Genomic DNA, 15996 nt, shown 5'->3' with positions numbered 1-15996 from the left:
GCGGCATTTCTCAGGGCCTTGTGGTGGTCCCTGAAATGGTGGTCCGGCCCGTCAGGCCGGGATCGCCCGCGTCGTGGGCGATGGCGACGGCGTACTCCCCCGCCTCGATGCGCCAGCCGGGCAGGCTGGTGTCGTAGTCGGCGATGATGCGGGGCTCGGCTTTGATGGTCACACGTCGGGTTTCGCCGGGCTGGAGCGACAGTCGCGACCAGCCGGCCAGGCGGCGCGGGCGTTCGCCGCCGGCAGGGCGGACGTAGAGTTGGGGCACGTCGACGCCGGCGACGCGGCCGGTGTTGGTGACGTCGACGCTGACGCTGAGGCCGTCGTCGTTCGAAACGGCCAGTTTGTCGTAGGCGAAGCTCGTGTAGGACAGGCCGTGGCCGAACGGGAACAGCGGCTTCAGCCTCTGACGCTCGTACCAGCGATAGCCGACGTCGGCGCCTTCGACATAGTCGACGGCGAAGTCCTGCATGCCGGGGGCGGGCGGGGCGCCGGGGTTGGCGGCGGCGTCCGCGGCGGCGCTGTCGGCCGCCTTCAGCAGGTCCAGGCCGGGCGGGACCGGACGGGGCGGCTGGTCGGCGGCGGCGGGAAAGGTGATCGGCAGGCGACCCGACGGATTGACCTGGCCGAACAGGATGCGGGCGATGGCCTCGCCGCCGCGCTGTCCGGGGTACCAGGCCTGGATGACGGCCGGAACCCGATCGATCCAGGGCATCAGCACCGGGCCGCCGGTCTCCAGCACCACGACAGTCCGGGGATTGGCCTGGGCGGCCGCCGCGATCAGGGCGTTCTGCTCGGCGGCCAGGTCCAGGTTTTCGGAATCGACCGCCTCGGTGCTCCATTTGGTGGCGAAGACCACCACGACGTCGGCCGCCGCCGCCGCCGCGCGGGCCGCCTCCAGATCATCACCGGCGGCGAAGCTCACCGTCGCCTGCGGGGCCAGCGCGCGGATCGCATTCAGCGGCGAAGAGGCATGATAGGTGTATCGCGCGAAAGAGGCCGCCGCCCCCGACGTCAGCGGCACCTCGACGGGCGCGCCGCCGACCGAGCGGACCTGGGACGACCCGCCGCCCGACAGGACGCCGACATCGGCATGGCCGCCGATCAGGGCGATGGTGCGGGCGTTCGTCGCCAGCGGCAGGACGCCGCCCTCGTTCTTCAGCAGGACGATGCCCGCCTCGGCGGCGCGCTGGGCGACTTCGGCGTGGGCGGCGTAGTCGATGTCCTGCGGTTCGGTCACCACGGGCGCGTCCAGCACGCCCGCCCCGATCAGGCCGGTCAGGAAGCGACGGACCATGTCGTCCAGCCGCGCCTGCGGAATTTGGCCGGCTTCCAGCGCTTCCCGGAACGGCGCGTCGAAGTAGAGAGCCTTGTCCAGTTCCTGGCCCGAAGCCTGGTCGAGACCCGCCATCGCCGCCTTGACGGTGGAATGGACCGCGCCCCAGTCGGACATGACCCAGCCTTCATAGCCCCAGTCGCGCTTCAGCACCTGGTTCAGCAGGAAGTCGTTCTCGCACGACCAGTCGCCGTTGACCTTGTTGTAGGCGCACATGACCGAGGCGGGGTCGCCCCGCTCGATGGCGATTTGGAAGGCCAGGAGGTCGCTCTCGCGCAGCGCGGCCTCGTCCAGGCGGGCGTCCATGATCATTCGCCCGGTCTCCTGGGAGTTGAAGGCGAAATGCTTGATCGTTGAAGCGACGGCGTTCGACTGGACCCCCCGGATATGCTCGCCCGCCAGCACGCCGGCCAGCAGCGGATCCTCGCCCAGATATTCGAAGTTGCGGCCCGCCCAAGGATCGCGCGTCAGGTTGACCCCGCCGGCCAGCAGGGCGTTGAAGGTCTTGGCGCGCGCTTCGGCGCCGATCATGGCCCCGCCGGCGTAGGCGATCTCGGGGTCGAAGCTGGCGGCGGTGGCCAGGCTGGCGGGCAGGGCCGTGGCGACGTCGCCCTTGCGCTGCTCGACCTGGTTGGCGACGCCCAGGCTGGCGTCGCTTTCGCGGATGTCGGGGATGCCCAGGCGCGGGATGCCCGGGATATGGCCGGCCGACGGGATCATGTCCTCGACCGGCGCGCCCGGCGTCCGCTCGGCCAGCGGCGGGAAATAGCCGTGGATCAGCTGCAGCTTCTCGTCCTTCGTCATCCGCGCCAGCAGGGCGTCCGCCCGTTCCGCGCTCTGGACGTGGGAGGCGGCCGGCGACGGCTGCGCCTGGGCCCAGGCGGACGGCGTCGTCGCCAGGACGACGGCGAAGACGGAAACGCCGAGCAGAAGCGAACGAGAACGCATGGAAACTCCCCTGAAGACATCGACAGACCGCCCCTCGCGGCCTTCAGTTGTCAGGAGAAACAGCCGCGCCGCGTCGCGCGGCGACGGGTGTGCGGCCTGGTGAAGCGCACCGATCCGGCCGCCGGCCCGATCCGTCGCTTCGATATTCCTCCCTGAGCGGAAGAGTCTGACGCCCTTCTCGAGTCGCTTTGAAGCATGAAATGAGAACGTTCACAACGACGCGTCCGCGTAACGGCGATCACGCTGTGCAACAACCGGAAGAGGATGGCGGGTGGTGAGAGATTCGAACTCTCGGAAGCCTCGCAGCTTCGCCGGTTTTCAAGACCGGTGCATTAAACCGCTCTGCCAACCACCCGCGGCGCGCCCGCCATAGCAAACGAACCCGGCATTAACCAAAGGGGAAATGTCCGGCGGCATCCTGAGCGGATGAAAGCGGCGGCGAGACGATCGATGAGGGCGCGCGACCTGATGCGCGGCGTGCTGGCGCTGGCCGGCGTCGCGCTTCTGGCGGCCTGTTCCAGCGTGGGCGGAGCGCGGCCCTCGGCGCGTCCGCCCGCATCCCAGGCGCCGGTGGTGCGTGACCCGGCGCCGATCGTTTCGGGGACCATGCGGCCCTATCAGGTGCGCGGGCGCTGGTATCGGCCCGAGGAGCAGCCGAACTACGACGAGGTCGGCATGGCCTCGTGGTACGGCTCGGCCCACGACGGGCGCCCGACCTCGACTGGCGAGCGGTTCGACATGACCGCCCTGACCGCGGCGCACAAGACGCTGCCGCTGCCCGGCCTGGTCGAGGTGACGAACCTGGAGACCGGCCAGCGGGTGGTGGTGCGGATCAACGACCGCGGCCCGTTCGCGGAGGGGCGCATCATCGACCTATCGCGGGAGGCGGCCGACGAATTGGGCCTTCTGGCCAAGGGCGTGGGGCGGGTGCGGGTGCGGTATCTGGGCCGGGCGCCGCGTCTGGGCGGCGGCGGGACGGTGCTGACGGCCGAGGCGGGGACGCCCTTGGCGACGTCTTCCGCGCCTGCGGCGTCGGTCTCGTCGGCCCAGGCCGGGCCGTTCTGGGTCCAGGCCGGAAGCTTCTCAGACGCCGGGGAGGCGCGGCGAATCGCCGACAGGCTGAGCGGCTGGGTCCGGGCCGACGCCGGCGCGGCGCGCTTCCGCGTCGTCGTGGGGCCGTGGGACGACGCCAACGCCGCCGAGCGAGGCCGCCAGGCCGTGGTGGCGCGGGGTTACGCCGACGCCCTGTTGATATCGGGAAGCTGATCGTCGCGCGGGCTTGCGTCCGGGCGCGCCGGGGCGCCATGAAGCCCTGTGTCCCGAGGCAAGTTCATCACCTTCGAAGGCGGAGAGGGCGCCGGCAAGTCGACCCAGGTCGGTCGGCTGGTCGCCCGGCTGCAACCCTTGTTGAACGAACGCGCGGTGGTCCGCACCCGCGAACCGGGCGGCTCCAAGGGCGCGGAAGTGATCCGCAACCTGGTCGTGGCGACGGAGGCCGAGCCCTGGTCGGCGATGACCGAGACCCTGCTGATGTATGCGGCGCGTTCCGACCATCTGGAGAACACCATCCGGCCGGCCCTGGCGGCGGGCGACTGGGTCGTGTGCGACCGCTTCGCCGACTCCAGCCGCGCCTATCAGGGCGCGGGCGGGGGCGTGGCGCCGGGCTTCATCGAACAGGTCGACGCCGCCGTGGTGGGTGACGACCAGCCGGATCTGACCCTGGTGTTCGACCTGCCGGTCGAGGTGGGGCTGGAGCGGGCCTTCGGGCGGGGGCTGTTCGAGACGCGGTTCGAGTCCAAGGGCCTGGCCTTCCACCAGCGGCTGCGCGAGGGTTTCCTGAAGATCGTCGAGACAAACCCGGCCCGCTGCGTCCGCATCGACGCCGTGGGCGACCTCGACACGGTCGAGGAGCGGGTGTGGCGCGCGGTGCAGGAGCGGCTGCTGTGAGCGAGGATCACCCCCGCGACCGGTTCGATCTGGTTCCCGACGTGGCCGCCGAGACGGCCTTCATGGACGCCTGGACGCGCGGCCGGCTGCATCACGCCTGGCTGCTGTGCGGGGTCGAGGGGGCGGGCAAGGCCACCTTCGCCTATCGCGCCGCGCGTCGTCTGATGGGAGCGACGGCCGATCCGTCGCGCGGACCGCTGGGGGCGCTGAGGGACGATCCGGTCAGCCGCCTGATTTCGGCCCAGGCCCATCCCGACCTGCTGGTGCTCGAGCGGGCGGTCGAGGGCGGCAAGGTCAAGAAGTCGATCTCGGTCGATCAGGCGCGCCAACTGCCGGAGTTCTTTTCCAAGAGCCCGTCGCAGGCGCGCTACCGCGTGGCGATCATCGATGCGGCCGACGATCTGAACGTCAACGCCGCCAACGCCTTGCTGAAGGTTCTTGAAGAACCGCCCGAGCGCGGCGTCCTGTTCCTGGTCACCCATGCGCCGGGGCGGCTGCTGGCCACGATCCGGTCGCGATGCCGACGCCTGAGCTTTCCGATCTGGCCGCAGGACAGACTTGAGGCGCTGGTGCGGAACCGGACGGGCGCCGAGCCCGGGGATGCGGCCCATGCGGCGGCGATGGCGGGCGGATCGCCCGGCGCGGCCCTGGCCCTGGCGTCTGGCGCGACCTTCGAGATGGACCAGCTGGCGCGCCAGTGGGTGTCGGGCGACATCGACCGGGCCGAGGCCCTGGCCGTCGCCGACAAGTTCCGCGGGGCCGAGGGGCAGGAACGGTTCGAGACCCTGATGGACCGGCTGATCGCGGCGGTGCGGGTGCGGGCGCTGGACGCCGCGCCGGGCGCCGGGAACCGCTGGGCCGAGCTGTGGGAGCGGCTGAGCCCGCTGCCCGACCGTGCAGCCGGCCTGAACCTGGATCGCGGCGACGTGCTGGCCGGCGCGCTGGCCGACGTCCGGCGGACTCGCGCCCAGACGGAGGCGGCCGGCTGATGCTGATCGACAGCCATGTGAACCTGCACGCCCCCCAGTTCGACGAGGACCGCGACGCCGTGATTGAGCGCGCCCGTGCGGCCGGAGTGCGTCTGATGGTCGAGATTTCCGACCGGCTGACGACCTTTGAGGCGACGCACGGCCTGGCGATGGCCAACGACGACATCTGGTGCACGGTCGGCGTCCATCCGCATGAGGCCAAGGACGCGGCGGACCTGACGGCGGCGACGCTGATCGACCTGGCCGGCCGACCCCGCGTGGTCGGGATCGGCGAGTGCGGCCTGGACTTCCACTACGACCTGAGCCCGCGCGAGGTTCAGGCGGCGGTGTTCCGACAGCACGTGAAGGCGGCGCGCGAGACCGGCCTGCCGCTGGTGGTCCACACGCGCGAGGCCGACGACGTGATGGCGGCGATCCTGCGGGAGGAATACGCCGCCGGGCCGTTCCGGATGCTGATGCACTGCTACACCAGCGGGGCCGAGCTGGCCGCGACGGCGGCGGACCTCGGGGCGTGGTTCTCGGTGTCCGGCATCGCCACCTTCAAGGCGGCGGAGGAGGTCAGGGCGGTGATCCGCGACATGCCGGCCGACCGGATCATCGTCGAGACGGATTGCCCCTATCTGGCGCCGATCCCGCATCGCGGGCGCCGCAACGAGCCGGCCTATGTCGGCCTGGTGCTGGACAAGCTGGCGGAAATCCGGGGCTGGAGCGCCGAGGAGGCCGACGCACGCACCACCGACGCCTTCTTCGCCCTGTTCGACCGCATCCCGAGGCCGGCGGCATGAGCCTGGAGGTCGTCATCCTGGGTTGCGGTTCGTCGGGCGGGGTGCCGCGCGCCGACGGCGACTGGGGCGCCTGCGACCCGGCCGAGCCCCGCAACCGGCGCACGCGCTGCACGATGCTGGCGCGCAAGACCGGGCCGGAGGGCGTCACCAACGTCCTGATCGACACCTCGCCGGATCTGCGCGAACAGATGCTGGCCAGCGGGACGACCCATGTCGACGCGGTGCTCTACACCCACGACCACGCCGACCAGACGCATGGCGTCGACGATCTGCGGACCTTCGCGGCGCGGTCGCGTCGGCGCATACCCGCCTGGATGGATGCGGCGACCCAGGCCTCGCTGACCCACCGGTTCGACTACATCTTCGAGATGAAGCTGGGCTACCCGCCGTTGCTGGACGCGCGGGTGATCCCGCCGCACGGCCAGCCCTGGAGCGTGGAAGGCGCCGGCGGCGCCGTCCCGGTCGTGACCTTCGACCAGGCGCACGGACCGATCCGCTCGGTCGGCTATCGGCTGGGCGACATGGCCTATTCCAGCGACGTGTCGGACCTGGACGAGGCGGCGCTGGACGCCGTGCGCGGCTGTCAACTGTGGATCGTGGACGCCCTGCGCTACGCCCCGCACCCGACCCATGCGCATCTTGACCGCGCGCTGGAATGGATCGCCGCCGCCGAGGTGAAGCGCGCGGTCCTGACCAACCTGCACATCGATATGGACTATCGCACCCTGTCGGCCCAGCTGCCGGCCCATGTGGAGGTCGCCTTCGACGGCTGGACCGCGCGGCTGGACTGAGCGTCAGCTCTTGAGGGCCCGGCCGGCCACGACGGCCTTGTCGCCGAACTTCTCGCGCAGCCTGTCGATGGCGCGCTCGGTCTTCAGGGCGCGGGTCTCGGCGGTCTGGAAAAGGCCGGCGGGGGCGTCCTCGGCGTCCTGTATGTCGGCCATGCCGATGCCGATCAGGCGATAGGGCCGGCCCAGTTCGGGCTTCAGCAGATCGCGACCGGCGGCGAACAGGGCGCGCGCCGTCTGGACCGGCTCGGACAGGGTCACGCGGCGGGTGACGATCTTGAAGTCGGTGCGGCGCAGCTTCAGCACCAGGACGCGGCTGGCCACCCCGTCGCGGCGGGCCTTGGCCGCCAGCTTCTCGCACAGAGGCCACAGTTCGGCTTCCAGCGCCTCCTGGTCGGCCAGGTCCTCGTTGAAGGTGGTTTCGGCGCTCATGCCCTTGCGGTCGCGTTCGGGGTTCACCGCGCGCGCGTCGCGGGCGTGGGCCAGGTCGTGCAGGCGCAGACCCGATTCCCCGTAGCGCTTCACCAGATCGCGCACGTCGGCCCTGGCCAGGTCGCCGATCAGGGCGTAGCCGTCGCTGCGCAACGCCCGGCCGAAGACCGGTCCGACGCCGGGCAGGGCGGTGACGGGCTTGTCGGCCAGCAGGGCCTGGGCGTTGGCGCGGCCGATGACGGAAAAGCCCCGCGGCTTGTCCATCTCGGACGCCATCTTGGCCAGGAAGCGATTGGGCGCCAGGCCGATGGAAACCGTCAGGCCGGTCTCGTCTTCGACGGCCTTCTGGAAGCGGATCAGCTGCACGGCGGGCGGACCGCCGTTCAGGCGCTCGGTGCCCGACAGGTCGACCCAGGCCTCGTCCAGCGACAGCGGCTGGATCAGCGGCGTCAGACGGCCCAGCGCGCCCAGGATACGCTTCGATTCGAAGGTGTATTTGCTGAAGTCCGGCTTGATCACGACCGCGTCCGGACAGGCCTTCAGCGCCTTGAACATCGGCATGGCGGAACCGACGCCGTACAGGCGCGCCACATAACAAGCCGTCGAGACCACCCCGCGCTTGCCCCCGCCGACGATGACCGGCTTGTCACGAAGTTCGGGCCGGTCGCGCTTCTCCACCGAGGCGTAGAAGGCGTCGCAGTCCATGTGGGCGATCGACAGCTGGTCCAGTTCGGGGTCCGCGACGATGCGGCGCGAACCGCACGTCGGACAGCGCCGATCCGGCGGCCCGGCGGGGTCCTGGCCGGTCCACAGACAGTCGCGGCAGACGGCCTTGATGGCCACGCTTTAAGCTCTCCGTAAGTTTGGCTTCATCCCAACTTAAGACTGGTCGGCCAGTATCGCATCAAGGAAGCCGTCCCCACGTTCAGGGACGCGCGGGCTGGGTGATGATGTCGAAGAAGGTCCTCATCGTCGAGGATAACGAGCTGAACATGAAGCTTTTTCATGATCTGCTCGATTCCCAGGGCTATGAGACGCTGCAGACCCGCGAAGGGATGCAGGCGCTGGCGCTGGCGCGCGCGCACCAGCCGGACCTGATCCTGATGGACATCCAGCTTCCCGAAATCTCCGGCCTGGAAGTCACCAAGTGGCTGAAGGACGACGAGGAGCTGAACCACATCCCCGTCATCGCCGTCACCGCCTTCGCCATGAAGGGCGACGAGGAGCGGATCCGGCAGGGCGGCTGCGAGGCCTATATCTCCAAGCCCATCTCGGTGATGCACTTCCTCGAAACCGTGAGGAAGCACCTGACATGAGCGCGCGCGTCCTGGTCGTGGACGACGTCGAGGCCAACGTCCGTCTGCTCGAAGCCAAACTGACGATAGAGTATTTCGACGTCCTGACGTGCCAGGACGGTCAGACCGCCCTGACACTGGCGGCCGAGAGCCAGCCGGACCTGATCCTGCTGGACGTGATGATGCCGGGCATGGACGGGTTCGAGACCTGCCGCCGCCTGAAGGCCCAGGCCGAGACGCGCCACATCCCTGTGGTCCTGGTCACGGCCCTGGACGGCCGCGAGGACCGCATCCGGGGGCTGGAGGCGGGCGCCGATGACTTCCTGACCAAGCCGATCGACGACGTGATCCTGTTCGCCCGCGTGCGGTCGCTGACCCGTCTGAAGCAGGTCATGGACGAACTGCGCGAGCGCGAGGAAAGCAGCCGGCGCATGGGCGTCGGCGGCGACGGCGCGCGGCGTCTGCGCGCCGAGGGCGGGCGGGTGTTGATCGTCGACGACAACGAACGTCAGGCGGCGGTGATCGCCGAGGCCTTGGCGCGCGAACACCGCGTCACGGTCGAGACCGACCCGGACAAGGCCCTGGCGGCGATCAAGGGGCCGCTGGACCTGATCATCGTCAATGTGGCGGCGGAAGCGTTCGACGGACTGCGGGTCGTGGCCCTGTCCAAGTCCGGCGACGCGCGGCGCGCGCCGATCCTGGCGGTGGTCGAGCCCACGGAGCGGGCGCGGATGGTCAAGGCGCTGGAACTGGGCGCGACCGACATCCTGCCGCGTCCGATCGACGTCGAGGAACTGTCGGCGCGGGCCCGCACGCAGATCCGGCGCAAGCGCTACAGCGACTTCCTGCGCGAGAAGCTGGACAACAGCCTGGAGATGGCCGTCACCGACGCCCTGACCGGCCTGCACAATCGCCGCTACATGGCCGGTCAGCTTCAGGCGCTGGTCAATCGCGCTGTGCATGGCGGCAGTTCTGTCGCGGTGCTGCTGATGGACATCGACCACTTCAAGTCGGTGAACGACAGCTTCGGCCACGACGCGGGAGACGAGGTGCTGACCGAATTCGCGGTGCGCCTGGCCACCAACGTCCGCGCCGTCGACCTGCCGTGCCGCATGGGCGGCGAGGAATTCGTGGTGGTCATGCCGGGCGCCGCGCTGGAGGACGCCCAGCGTGTGGCCGAGCGCATACGCCGCGACGTGGCCGCGGCGCCGTTCCGCATCATGGGCGGACGCGAAAGCCTGTCGATCACCATCTCGATCGGCGTCGCCGCCACCACCGGCGAGGGCGATACGCCCCATCTGCTGCTGAAGCGGGCGGACGAGGGCGTCTATGAGGCCAAGGCCGGCGGCCGCAACAAGGTCATCGCCAAGGCGGCCTGATACCGACGTTTTGCGTCTTGATCTGGTCTGCGGGCGCGAGCAGTCTGTCTCCGACGCTCGGAGCTATGCGATGTATGTCCCAGAAGGGTTCGCGGTCGTAACGCCCTACATCTTCGTGGAGAAGGCCGAAGACTATGTGCGTTTTCTCGAATCCGCGTTCGGCGCGCACGAAACGGGCCGCAGCGTCGGCAAGGACGGGCGGATCGCCAATAGCCAGCTTCGGTTCGGCTCGGCGACCATCATGATCAGCGAAGCCTCGGCCCAGTTTCCGGCCAGTCGCGCCGCGCTTTATCTTTATGTCGCCGATGCTGACGCCGCCGTTCAGGCCGCGGAGCGCGCCGGCGCCGAACGGATCATGGACGTCGCGGATATGCCTTATGGAGATCGGCAGGGCGGGGTTCGCGACACTGCGGGCAACAGCTGGTGGGTGTCGCAGCGCCTGATCCCGGAGCCGTATTTCTAGCCGTAATTCTAGAAGCGGCCTCCCGCGCAACGAAAAACGCCCGGCTGCGGACAGCCGGGCGTTTCCATTTCTCAGCCGATCAAGTGGTTACTTGATCTTGCCTTCCTTGAATTCGACGTGCTTGCGCGCGACCGGGTCGTACTTCTTGACGACCATCTTCTCGGTCATGGTGCGGGCGTTCTTCTTGGTGACGTAGAAGAAGCCGGTGTCGGCCGTGGAGTTCAGGCGGATCTTGATGGAAGCCGGTTTGGCCATCGGAATTACCTCTGCGACGGCGAAAGCCGCTAAAATAAGAGGCGCGGAACATACTCAGGCGCGCTCCAAAGTCAACGGGCGCGATGCCGCGTTGTGGCGCGGTTTTGCGGCGTTAGGTTCACGGGCATGAAAATCCTGTCCCTGGCGGCGTCGGCCGCCGTCCTGACCGCCGCTGCGGCGGGCGCCGCCCAGGCCCAGACGCCCGCTGCGCAAGACGCCTTCATGGGCCGTCTGAACGCCCTGTGCGGCCAGCGCTTCGAGGGGCGGGTCGTGACCACCGATCCCGCCGACGCCGGCTTCGCCAACCAGCGCCTGCTGATGCAGGTGCGCGACTGTTCGGCGCAAGAGGTGCGCATTCCCTTCTGGGTGGGCCCGGATCGGTCGCGGACCTGGGTGGTGACGCGCACGCAAACAGGCCTGCGGCTGAAGCATGATCACCGCCACGACGACGGCTCGCCTCACGTCCTTCACTGGTACGGCGGCGACACGGCCAGCGCGGGAACGGCCGAGCGGCAGGAATTCCCGGTCGACGCCGAATCGATCGCCCTGTTCAACGCCAACGACGCCTCGGTGTCGACGACGAATGTCTGGGCGATGGAGGTCCGTCCCGGCCAGACGTTCGCCTATGAACTGCGCCGCGCGAACCGGCGTTTCCGCGTCGAGTTCGACCTGACGAAGCCGGTCGCCGACTAGGGCCTCAGTCCCTGTGCTCCACGACGTGACGTCCGCGCACCATGCGGACGAAGGGCAGGGGACGGTCGGGATGATCCAGCCGCTCGGCCAGTTCACCCAGCACGAAACGGGTGATGGCCGGCAAGTCCAAGGCACGGGCCTGGTCCAGCGGCAGCCAGGCGATCTCGTCCAGTTCGCCGGACCCTGCGGTCGGCTCCGGCGACAGCAGGGCCTCGGCCGGCGCCATGAAGAAGCGGGCGTCGAAGCGGCGGCTGCGGCCCGGCGGCGTGATGGCGCGGGCGACATAGGACAGCACCGACAGATCGGGCAGGGCGCCGGCCTGTCGATACTCGCGCCACGGTCCGGCGACCGACGCGGCGGGCGCGGCGCGGCCGAGAACCAGCCCGGTCTCCTCGAAGGTCTCGCGCACGGCGGTCAGGGCCAGGGCGCGGGCGCGTCGGGCGGGCAGTTCCCCCTCCAGGCGGCGCGCGACGCCAGGGGCCAGGTCGCCGGCGCTGGCGGCGGTGAAGTCGCTTCGGTCGATCCGCCCGCCCGGAAACACCCATTTCGACGCCATGAAGACATGACCCGGCGCGCGCCGCCCCATCAGCACCTCGGGCCGTGATCCTCCTCGCGTCAGAATAAGCGTGGCGGCGTCCCTGGGCCGCTGGGTGCCGCCGACACGCGGGGCGTCGGTCAGATCCTGCGCGGCGTCGAAGGGCTGCTCCCTCATCCCGCTCATCCCGGCGAAAGCCGGGACCCAGTGCTTTCGTTCGCACTGGCGACTGGGATCAAGGCTCGCAAATCAGCTCGAACGCCTATCGCCCAAAGAACTGGGTCCCGGCTTTCGCCGGGATGAGCGGATGTTTGAGTCACTTCCGCCTGCCCTTCCTGACGCCCTTCAGGCCGCCGGAGGGCTTGGAGCCGTTGCGGGACTTGGGACCGCCGGGCCGTTTCTGGCCGCGCTTCACCGGTCCGTCGCCGCCTCGGCCGCGCATCCCCAGGCGAGGGGCGGGGGCGTTGGGATCGCGCGGCTCGGGGTCGCTGAGCATCTCGAACACCAGGCCGCCGGTGACGGGCGTGGCCTCCATCAGCTTGACCTCGACCCGGCGGCCCAGGGTGAACCGCTGGCCCGTGCGTTCGCCCACCAGGGCGTGGGCGCGGTCGTCGTGGGTGAAATACTCCCCGCCCAGGGTCGAGACCGGGACCAGGCCGTCGGCCCCCGTCTCGTCCAGCCGCACGAACAGGCCAAAGCGCGTCACGCCGGTGATGCGGCCGGTGAAGGTCGCGCCGACGCGGTCCTCCAGGAAGGCGGCGATGTAGCGGTCCATCGCGTCGCGCTCGGCGGCCATGGAGCGACGCTCGGTGGCGGTCACCTGTTCGGCGATGGCGGGCAGTTCGGCGATCTCGCGGTCCGTCAGCCCGTCCTTGCCCAGCCCCAGCGCCCGGATCAGGCCCCGGTGCACGATCAGGTCGGAATAGCGCCGGATCGGCGAGGTGAAGTGGGCGTAGCGGTCCAGGTTCAGGCCGAAGTGGCCCACGTTCTCGGTCGAATAGATGGCCTGCATCTGGGTGCGCAGGACGACCTCGTTGACCACCTCGGCGTGCTCGCCGTCGCGGGTCTCGTCCAGCAGCTTGTTGAACCGCTTGGTCGTGCCCGGCTCGCCCTTGTTCCAGGGCTTGCCTATGGTCGACAGGAAGTCGGCCAGGTTGAAGATCTTCTCCTGGCTGGGCGCGTCATGGATCCGGTAGATCAGCGGCGTCTTCTTCTGCTCCAGCGTCTCGGCGGCGCAGACGTTGGCCTGGATCATCATCTCCTCGATCAGCCGGTGCGCCTCCAGCGAGGTGCGCTTTTCGATGGAGGCGATGCCGCCGTCCGGCGTCATGCGGATGCGGCGCTCGGCCGATTCGATCTGCAGCGGGCTGCGCTTCAGCCGGCCCTTCAGCATCGTGTGGTAGGCGTTCCACAGCGGGTAAAGGATCGCTTGCATGATCGGGCCGGTCACGTCATCCGGCCCATCCCCCTTTTCCGGCCCGTCGATGGCGGCCTGCGCCTGCTCGTAGCTGAGCTTGGCGTGCGACCGCATCAGGCCGCGCACGAACCTGTGGCCGGTCTTTCGGCCGTCCTTGTCGAACACCATCCGCACGGCCATGCAGGCGCGATTCTCGCCCTCTTTCAGGCTGCACAGGCCGTTCGACAGCACCTCGGGCAGCATCGGTTCGACGCGGTCGGGGAAGTAGGTGGAGTTGCCTTTCTCGCGCGCCTCGCGGTCCAGCGCCGTGCCGGGGCGCACATAGGCGGCGACGTCGGCGATGGCGACCCAGACGATCCAGCCGCCGGGGTTCTTCGGGTCCTCGTCGCGCTGGGCGAAGACGGCGTCGTCGTGGTCGCGCGCATCGGCGGGGTCGATGGTGATGAAGGGGATTTCGCGCAGGTCCTCGCGGCCCTTCAGGGTCGGCAGGGCCTGATCCTCGGCCTCGCGCTCGACGGCCTCGGAAAAGCCGGTCGGCACCCCGTGGGCGTGGATGGCGATCAGGGAGGCGGCGCGGGGATCGTCCTCCTTGCCGATATGCTCCAGGATCTTGCCGCGCTTGGGGCCATAGCGATGCTCGCCCTTCTCGATGGCGGCCAGCACCAGGTCGCCGTCGCGCAGGTCGCCGGACTGGGCCTGGGGCACCAGCAGCACGTCCTTGGAGCGACGGTCGACCGGCTCCACGCGGGTCTCGCGCGCCGATTTGCGGATCACGCCCAGGACGCGATTGGTCCCGGCGTCCAGCTTCTTGATGAGCCGCGCCTCCCACTGGTCGTCGGAACGGAAGAACTTGACCAGCAGCCGGTCGCCCAGGCCGGGGGCCGGGCCAGGCTTGCCCTTGTCCGGCATCAGCAGGGCCCGCGGGGCGTCAGGGCTGGCCTCGACCAGGCGGACATACAGTTCGCCGTCGCCGTCGCGTTCGATCACGTCGGCCACGCCGACGGGGGGCAGGGCGCCGGCCTCGGAAAAGCCCTTGCGGCCGCGTTTGCCCAGCCGGCCTTCGGCCTCGAGCTCGCGGATCATTTCGCGCAAGGCGCGGCGGTCGCCGCCCTTCAGGCCGAAGTGGCGGACGATGTCGGTCTTCTCGGCCGAACCGGTCTCGCGCAGATAGGCGAGCAGCGTGTCTTTGTCGGGGAGACCGGCGGGCGGCCTCTTGGATGATTTTGTCATTGCGTCTTTCGTAGCGCGGAACCGCGCCCTTGGGTCAAATCTTGCGCAGGTTGACCATATGAATGCGAGGCCTCAGCTTCCGCCGGCCTCAATGGAGTCTCCGATGTCCCTCAACGCCCCCGCCCTGAGCGCGATCGTCTCGTCGCCGCTCGATCTGATCGGCAAGACGCCGATGGTGGAGGTGACGCGGATCGACACCGGGCCGTGCCGGCTGCTGCTGAAGCTGGAGTCTCAGAATCCCGGCGGGTCGATCAAGGATCGGATCGCGGTGGAGATGCTGGACGCGGCCGAGCGGGAGGGCTTCCTCAAGCCCGGCGGGACCATCGTGGAGGCCACCGCCGGCAACACCGGTCTTGCCCTGACCCTGGTGGGCCGGGCGCGTGGATATAAGGTGCTTCTGGTCATCCCGGACAAGATGTCGAAGGAAAAAATCCAGCATCTCAGGGCGATGGGGGCGGATGTGCGCCTGACGCGCTCGGACGTGCCGCACGGGCACCCGGAATACTACACCGACATGGCCGAGCGGCTGGCGCAGGCCTTGCCGGACGGCTTCTACGTCAACCAGTTCGCCAATCCGTCGAACGCCGAGGCCCATGTGAAGACCACGGGGCCGGAAATCTGGGAGCAGACCGGCGGCCGGATCGACGCGCTGGTGGCCGGCATCGGGTCGGGCGGCACCATCACCGGCACGGCGCGGTATCTGAAAAGCCAGGGATCGAAGGCCCAGATCATCCTGGCCGATCCGGTCGGATCGACCCTGGCGGGCGTCGTCAACGACGGCGTGCCCAGCCCCGAAGGCAGCTTCGCCGTCGAAGGGATCGGTCAGAACTTCGTGCCCGATACGGCCGACATGAGCCTGATCGACCGCGCCTATTCGATTCCGGACGCCGAGGCGATCGGCGCCGCGCGCGAGCTGCTGCTGAAGGAAGGCATACTGGCGGGTTCGTCGTCGGGCACCCTGCTGGCGACGGCGCTGCGCTGGTGCCGCGAGCAGACCGAGCCCAAGACCTGCGTCACCTTCGTCTGCGACACGGGGGCCAAGTACCTGTCCAAGGTCTATAACGACGCCTGGCTGGCCGATCAGGGGCTGGGCGAGCGTGAGCTGCATGGCGACCTTTCGGACCTGATCACCCGCAAATACGCCAAGGGCGACGTGGTCACGGCCGGACCGGGCGACACCCTGGACACGGCGTTCAAGCGGATGCGCGGCGCCGACGTGTCGCAGTTGCCCATCATCGAGGACGGCCGCCTTGTCGGCATCCTGGACGAGAGCGACATCGTCCACATCATGAACACCGACGAGATCACCCGCAAGGAACGGTTCGCCAAGCCGGTGGCGTCGGCCATGACGCGCGATCTGGATACGGTCCAGGCGTCCGAGTCTCTCGACGCGCTGATCCCCGTCTTCGACCGCGACCGCGTGGCCATCGTGCTGGATGGAGAGACGTTCGTCGGCCTGATCACCCGCACCGACCTGATCAACCACCTCAGCCTGAACCGCTAA

The 15996-nt window shown here is 69.3% G+C and carries 15 protein-coding genes and 1 tRNA gene; 10 read left to right on the top strand and 6 right to left on the bottom strand.

All coding sequences use genetic code 11. The features are described from left to right. Positions 1–10 precede the first annotated feature (10 nt). Positions 11–2284 carry a beta-glucosidase family protein gene (locus M8231_RS08870; protein WP_249750240.1) on the bottom strand — a complete coding sequence of 758 codons (2274 nt, stop codon included), beginning with the start codon at positions 2282–2284 and terminating at the stop codon, positions 11–13. A 265-nt stretch (positions 2285–2549) separates the two neighbouring features. Then, a tRNA-Ser gene (locus tag M8231_RS08865) sits at positions 2550–2639 on the bottom strand. Positions 2640–2734: 95 nt separating this feature from the next. On the opposite strand from M8231_RS08865, the gene M8231_RS08860 reads away from it, so the two are divergent. Genes M8231_RS08860 through M8231_RS08840 form a run of 5 tightly spaced genes read left to right on the top strand, consistent with a single transcriptional unit; the run spans position 2735 to position 6796 of the window. Further along, complete coding sequence (locus tag M8231_RS08860; protein ID WP_249750241.1) at positions 2735–3550, top strand: septal ring lytic transglycosylase RlpA family protein; 816 nt, start codon at positions 2735–2737, stop codon at positions 3548–3550. Between the two features lie 48 nt (positions 3551–3598). Next, the gene (gene tmk, locus M8231_RS08855) at positions 3599–4231 is read left to right on the top strand and encodes a dTMP kinase (protein WP_249750242.1); all 633 of its coding nucleotides are present in this window, start codon (positions 3599–3601) and stop codon (positions 4229–4231) included. After that, entirely contained in the window at positions 4228–5220 is a 993-nt protein-coding gene (locus tag M8231_RS08850) for a DNA polymerase III subunit delta' (RefSeq protein WP_249750243.1), read from the top strand. The genes tmk and M8231_RS08850 overlap by 4 nt, the downstream gene beginning before the upstream one ends. After that, positions 5220–6005: a TatD family hydrolase gene (locus M8231_RS08845; RefSeq protein ID WP_249750244.1), complete on the top strand. Its 786-nt coding sequence runs from the start codon at positions 5220–5222 to the stop codon at positions 6003–6005. The genes M8231_RS08850 and M8231_RS08845 overlap by 1 nt, the downstream gene beginning before the upstream one ends. Continuing rightward, complete coding sequence (locus tag M8231_RS08840) at positions 6002–6796, top strand: MBL fold metallo-hydrolase (protein ID WP_249750245.1); 795 nt, start codon at positions 6002–6004, stop codon at positions 6794–6796. Before M8231_RS08845 ends, M8231_RS08840 begins: the two co-directional genes overlap by 4 nt. Before the next feature lie 3 nt (positions 6797–6799). Here M8231_RS08840 and M8231_RS08835 read toward each other — a convergent pair whose 3' ends face one another. After that, a complete protein-coding gene (locus M8231_RS08835) occupies positions 6800–8068 on the bottom strand; it encodes a DNA polymerase IV (RefSeq protein ID WP_249750246.1) in 1269 nt (422 codons plus the stop codon). A 107-nt stretch (positions 8069–8175) separates the two neighbouring features. Between M8231_RS08835 and M8231_RS08830 the strand changes: the two genes are divergently transcribed. From M8231_RS08830 to M8231_RS08820, 3 genes are read left to right on the top strand one after another with little or no spacing between them, the layout of a single operon-like run. Beyond that, the gene (locus M8231_RS08830) at positions 8176–8541 is read left to right on the top strand and encodes a response regulator (protein WP_249751978.1); all 366 of its coding nucleotides are present in this window, start codon (positions 8176–8178) and stop codon (positions 8539–8541) included. Next, complete coding sequence (locus M8231_RS08825) at positions 8538–9899, top strand: PleD family two-component system response regulator (RefSeq protein WP_250201293.1); 1362 nt, start codon at positions 8538–8540, stop codon at positions 9897–9899. The genes M8231_RS08830 and M8231_RS08825 overlap by 4 nt, the downstream gene beginning before the upstream one ends. Before the next feature lie 10 nt (positions 9900–9909). Beyond that, positions 9910–10362 (top strand): VOC family protein, encoded by a 453-nt coding sequence (locus tag M8231_RS08820; protein ID WP_250201292.1) that lies wholly within the window; start codon positions 9910–9912, stop codon positions 10360–10362. Positions 10363–10449: 87 nt separating this feature from the next. On the opposite strand, the gene rpmG is transcribed toward M8231_RS08820, so the two are convergent. Then, positions 10450–10617 carry a 50S ribosomal protein L33 gene (gene rpmG, locus M8231_RS08815; protein WP_181543575.1) on the bottom strand — a complete coding sequence of 56 codons (168 nt, stop codon included), beginning with the start codon at positions 10615–10617 and terminating at the stop codon, positions 10450–10452. 126 nt (positions 10618–10743) lie between these two features. On the opposite strand from rpmG, the gene M8231_RS08810 reads away from it, so the two are divergent. After that, positions 10744–11310: a hypothetical protein gene (locus M8231_RS08810; protein WP_249750248.1), complete on the top strand. Its 567-nt coding sequence runs from the start codon at positions 10744–10746 to the stop codon at positions 11308–11310. A 4-nt stretch (positions 11311–11314) separates the two neighbouring features. Here M8231_RS08810 and M8231_RS08805 read toward each other — a convergent pair whose 3' ends face one another. Together M8231_RS08805 and rnr are read right to left on the bottom strand one after the other, a co-directional pair. Then, complete coding sequence (locus M8231_RS08805) at positions 11315–12022, bottom strand: NUDIX hydrolase (RefSeq protein WP_249750249.1); 708 nt, start codon at positions 12020–12022, stop codon at positions 11315–11317. Between the two features lie 139 nt (positions 12023–12161). Continuing rightward, a complete protein-coding gene (rnr, locus tag M8231_RS08800; protein ID WP_250201291.1) occupies positions 12162–14492 on the bottom strand; it encodes a ribonuclease R in 2331 nt (776 codons plus the stop codon). Between the two features lie 103 nt (positions 14493–14595). On the opposite strand from rnr, the gene M8231_RS08795 reads away from it, so the two are divergent. Further along, complete coding sequence (locus M8231_RS08795) at positions 14596–15996, top strand: pyridoxal-phosphate dependent enzyme (protein WP_249750251.1); 1401 nt, start codon at positions 14596–14598, stop codon at positions 15994–15996.

The sequence above is a fragment of the Brevundimonas albigilva genome (assembly GCF_023573565.1).
Taxonomy (GTDB): domain Bacteria; phylum Pseudomonadota; class Alphaproteobacteria; order Caulobacterales; family Caulobacteraceae; genus Brevundimonas; species Brevundimonas albigilva.
Note: the sequence above shows the minus strand (reverse complement) of the source record. Positions and strands in the feature narration are given on the sequence as shown.

What these genes read in the sequence shown, in the direction of transcription:
- M8231_RS08825 (WP_250201293.1), top strand. Translation starts at nt 8,538, where the DNA reads ATGAGCGCGCGCGTCCTGGTCGTGGACGACGTCGAGGCCAACGTCCGT.
- rnr (WP_250201291.1), bottom strand. Translation starts at nt 14,492, where the DNA reads ATGACAAAATCATCCAAGAGGCCGCCCGCCGGTCTCCCCGACAAAGAC.
- M8231_RS08870 (WP_249750240.1), bottom strand. Translation starts at nt 2,284, where the DNA reads ATGCGTTCTCGTTCGCTTCTGCTCGGCGTTTCCGTCTTCGCCGTCGTC.
- M8231_RS08810 (WP_249750248.1), top strand. Translation starts at nt 10,744, where the DNA reads ATGAAAATCCTGTCCCTGGCGGCGTCGGCCGCCGTCCTGACCGCCGCT.
- M8231_RS08795 (WP_249750251.1), top strand. Translation starts at nt 14,596, where the DNA reads ATGTCCCTCAACGCCCCCGCCCTGAGCGCGATCGTCTCGTCGCCGCTC.
- M8231_RS08860 (WP_249750241.1), top strand. Translation starts at nt 2,735, where the DNA reads ATGAGGGCGCGCGACCTGATGCGCGGCGTGCTGGCGCTGGCCGGCGTC.
- M8231_RS08805 (WP_249750249.1), bottom strand. Translation starts at nt 12,022, where the DNA reads ATGAGGGAGCAGCCCTTCGACGCCGCGCAGGATCTGACCGACGCCCCG.
- M8231_RS08840 (WP_249750245.1), top strand. Translation starts at nt 6,002, where the DNA reads ATGAGCCTGGAGGTCGTCATCCTGGGTTGCGGTTCGTCGGGCGGGGTG.
- rpmG (WP_181543575.1), bottom strand. Translation starts at nt 10,617, where the DNA reads ATGGCCAAACCGGCTTCCATCAAGATCCGCCTGAACTCCACGGCCGAC.
- M8231_RS08830 (WP_249751978.1), top strand. Translation starts at nt 8,176, where the DNA reads ATGTCGAAGAAGGTCCTCATCGTCGAGGATAACGAGCTGAACATGAAG.
- M8231_RS08845 (WP_249750244.1), top strand. Translation starts at nt 5,220, where the DNA reads ATGCTGATCGACAGCCATGTGAACCTGCACGCCCCCCAGTTCGACGAG.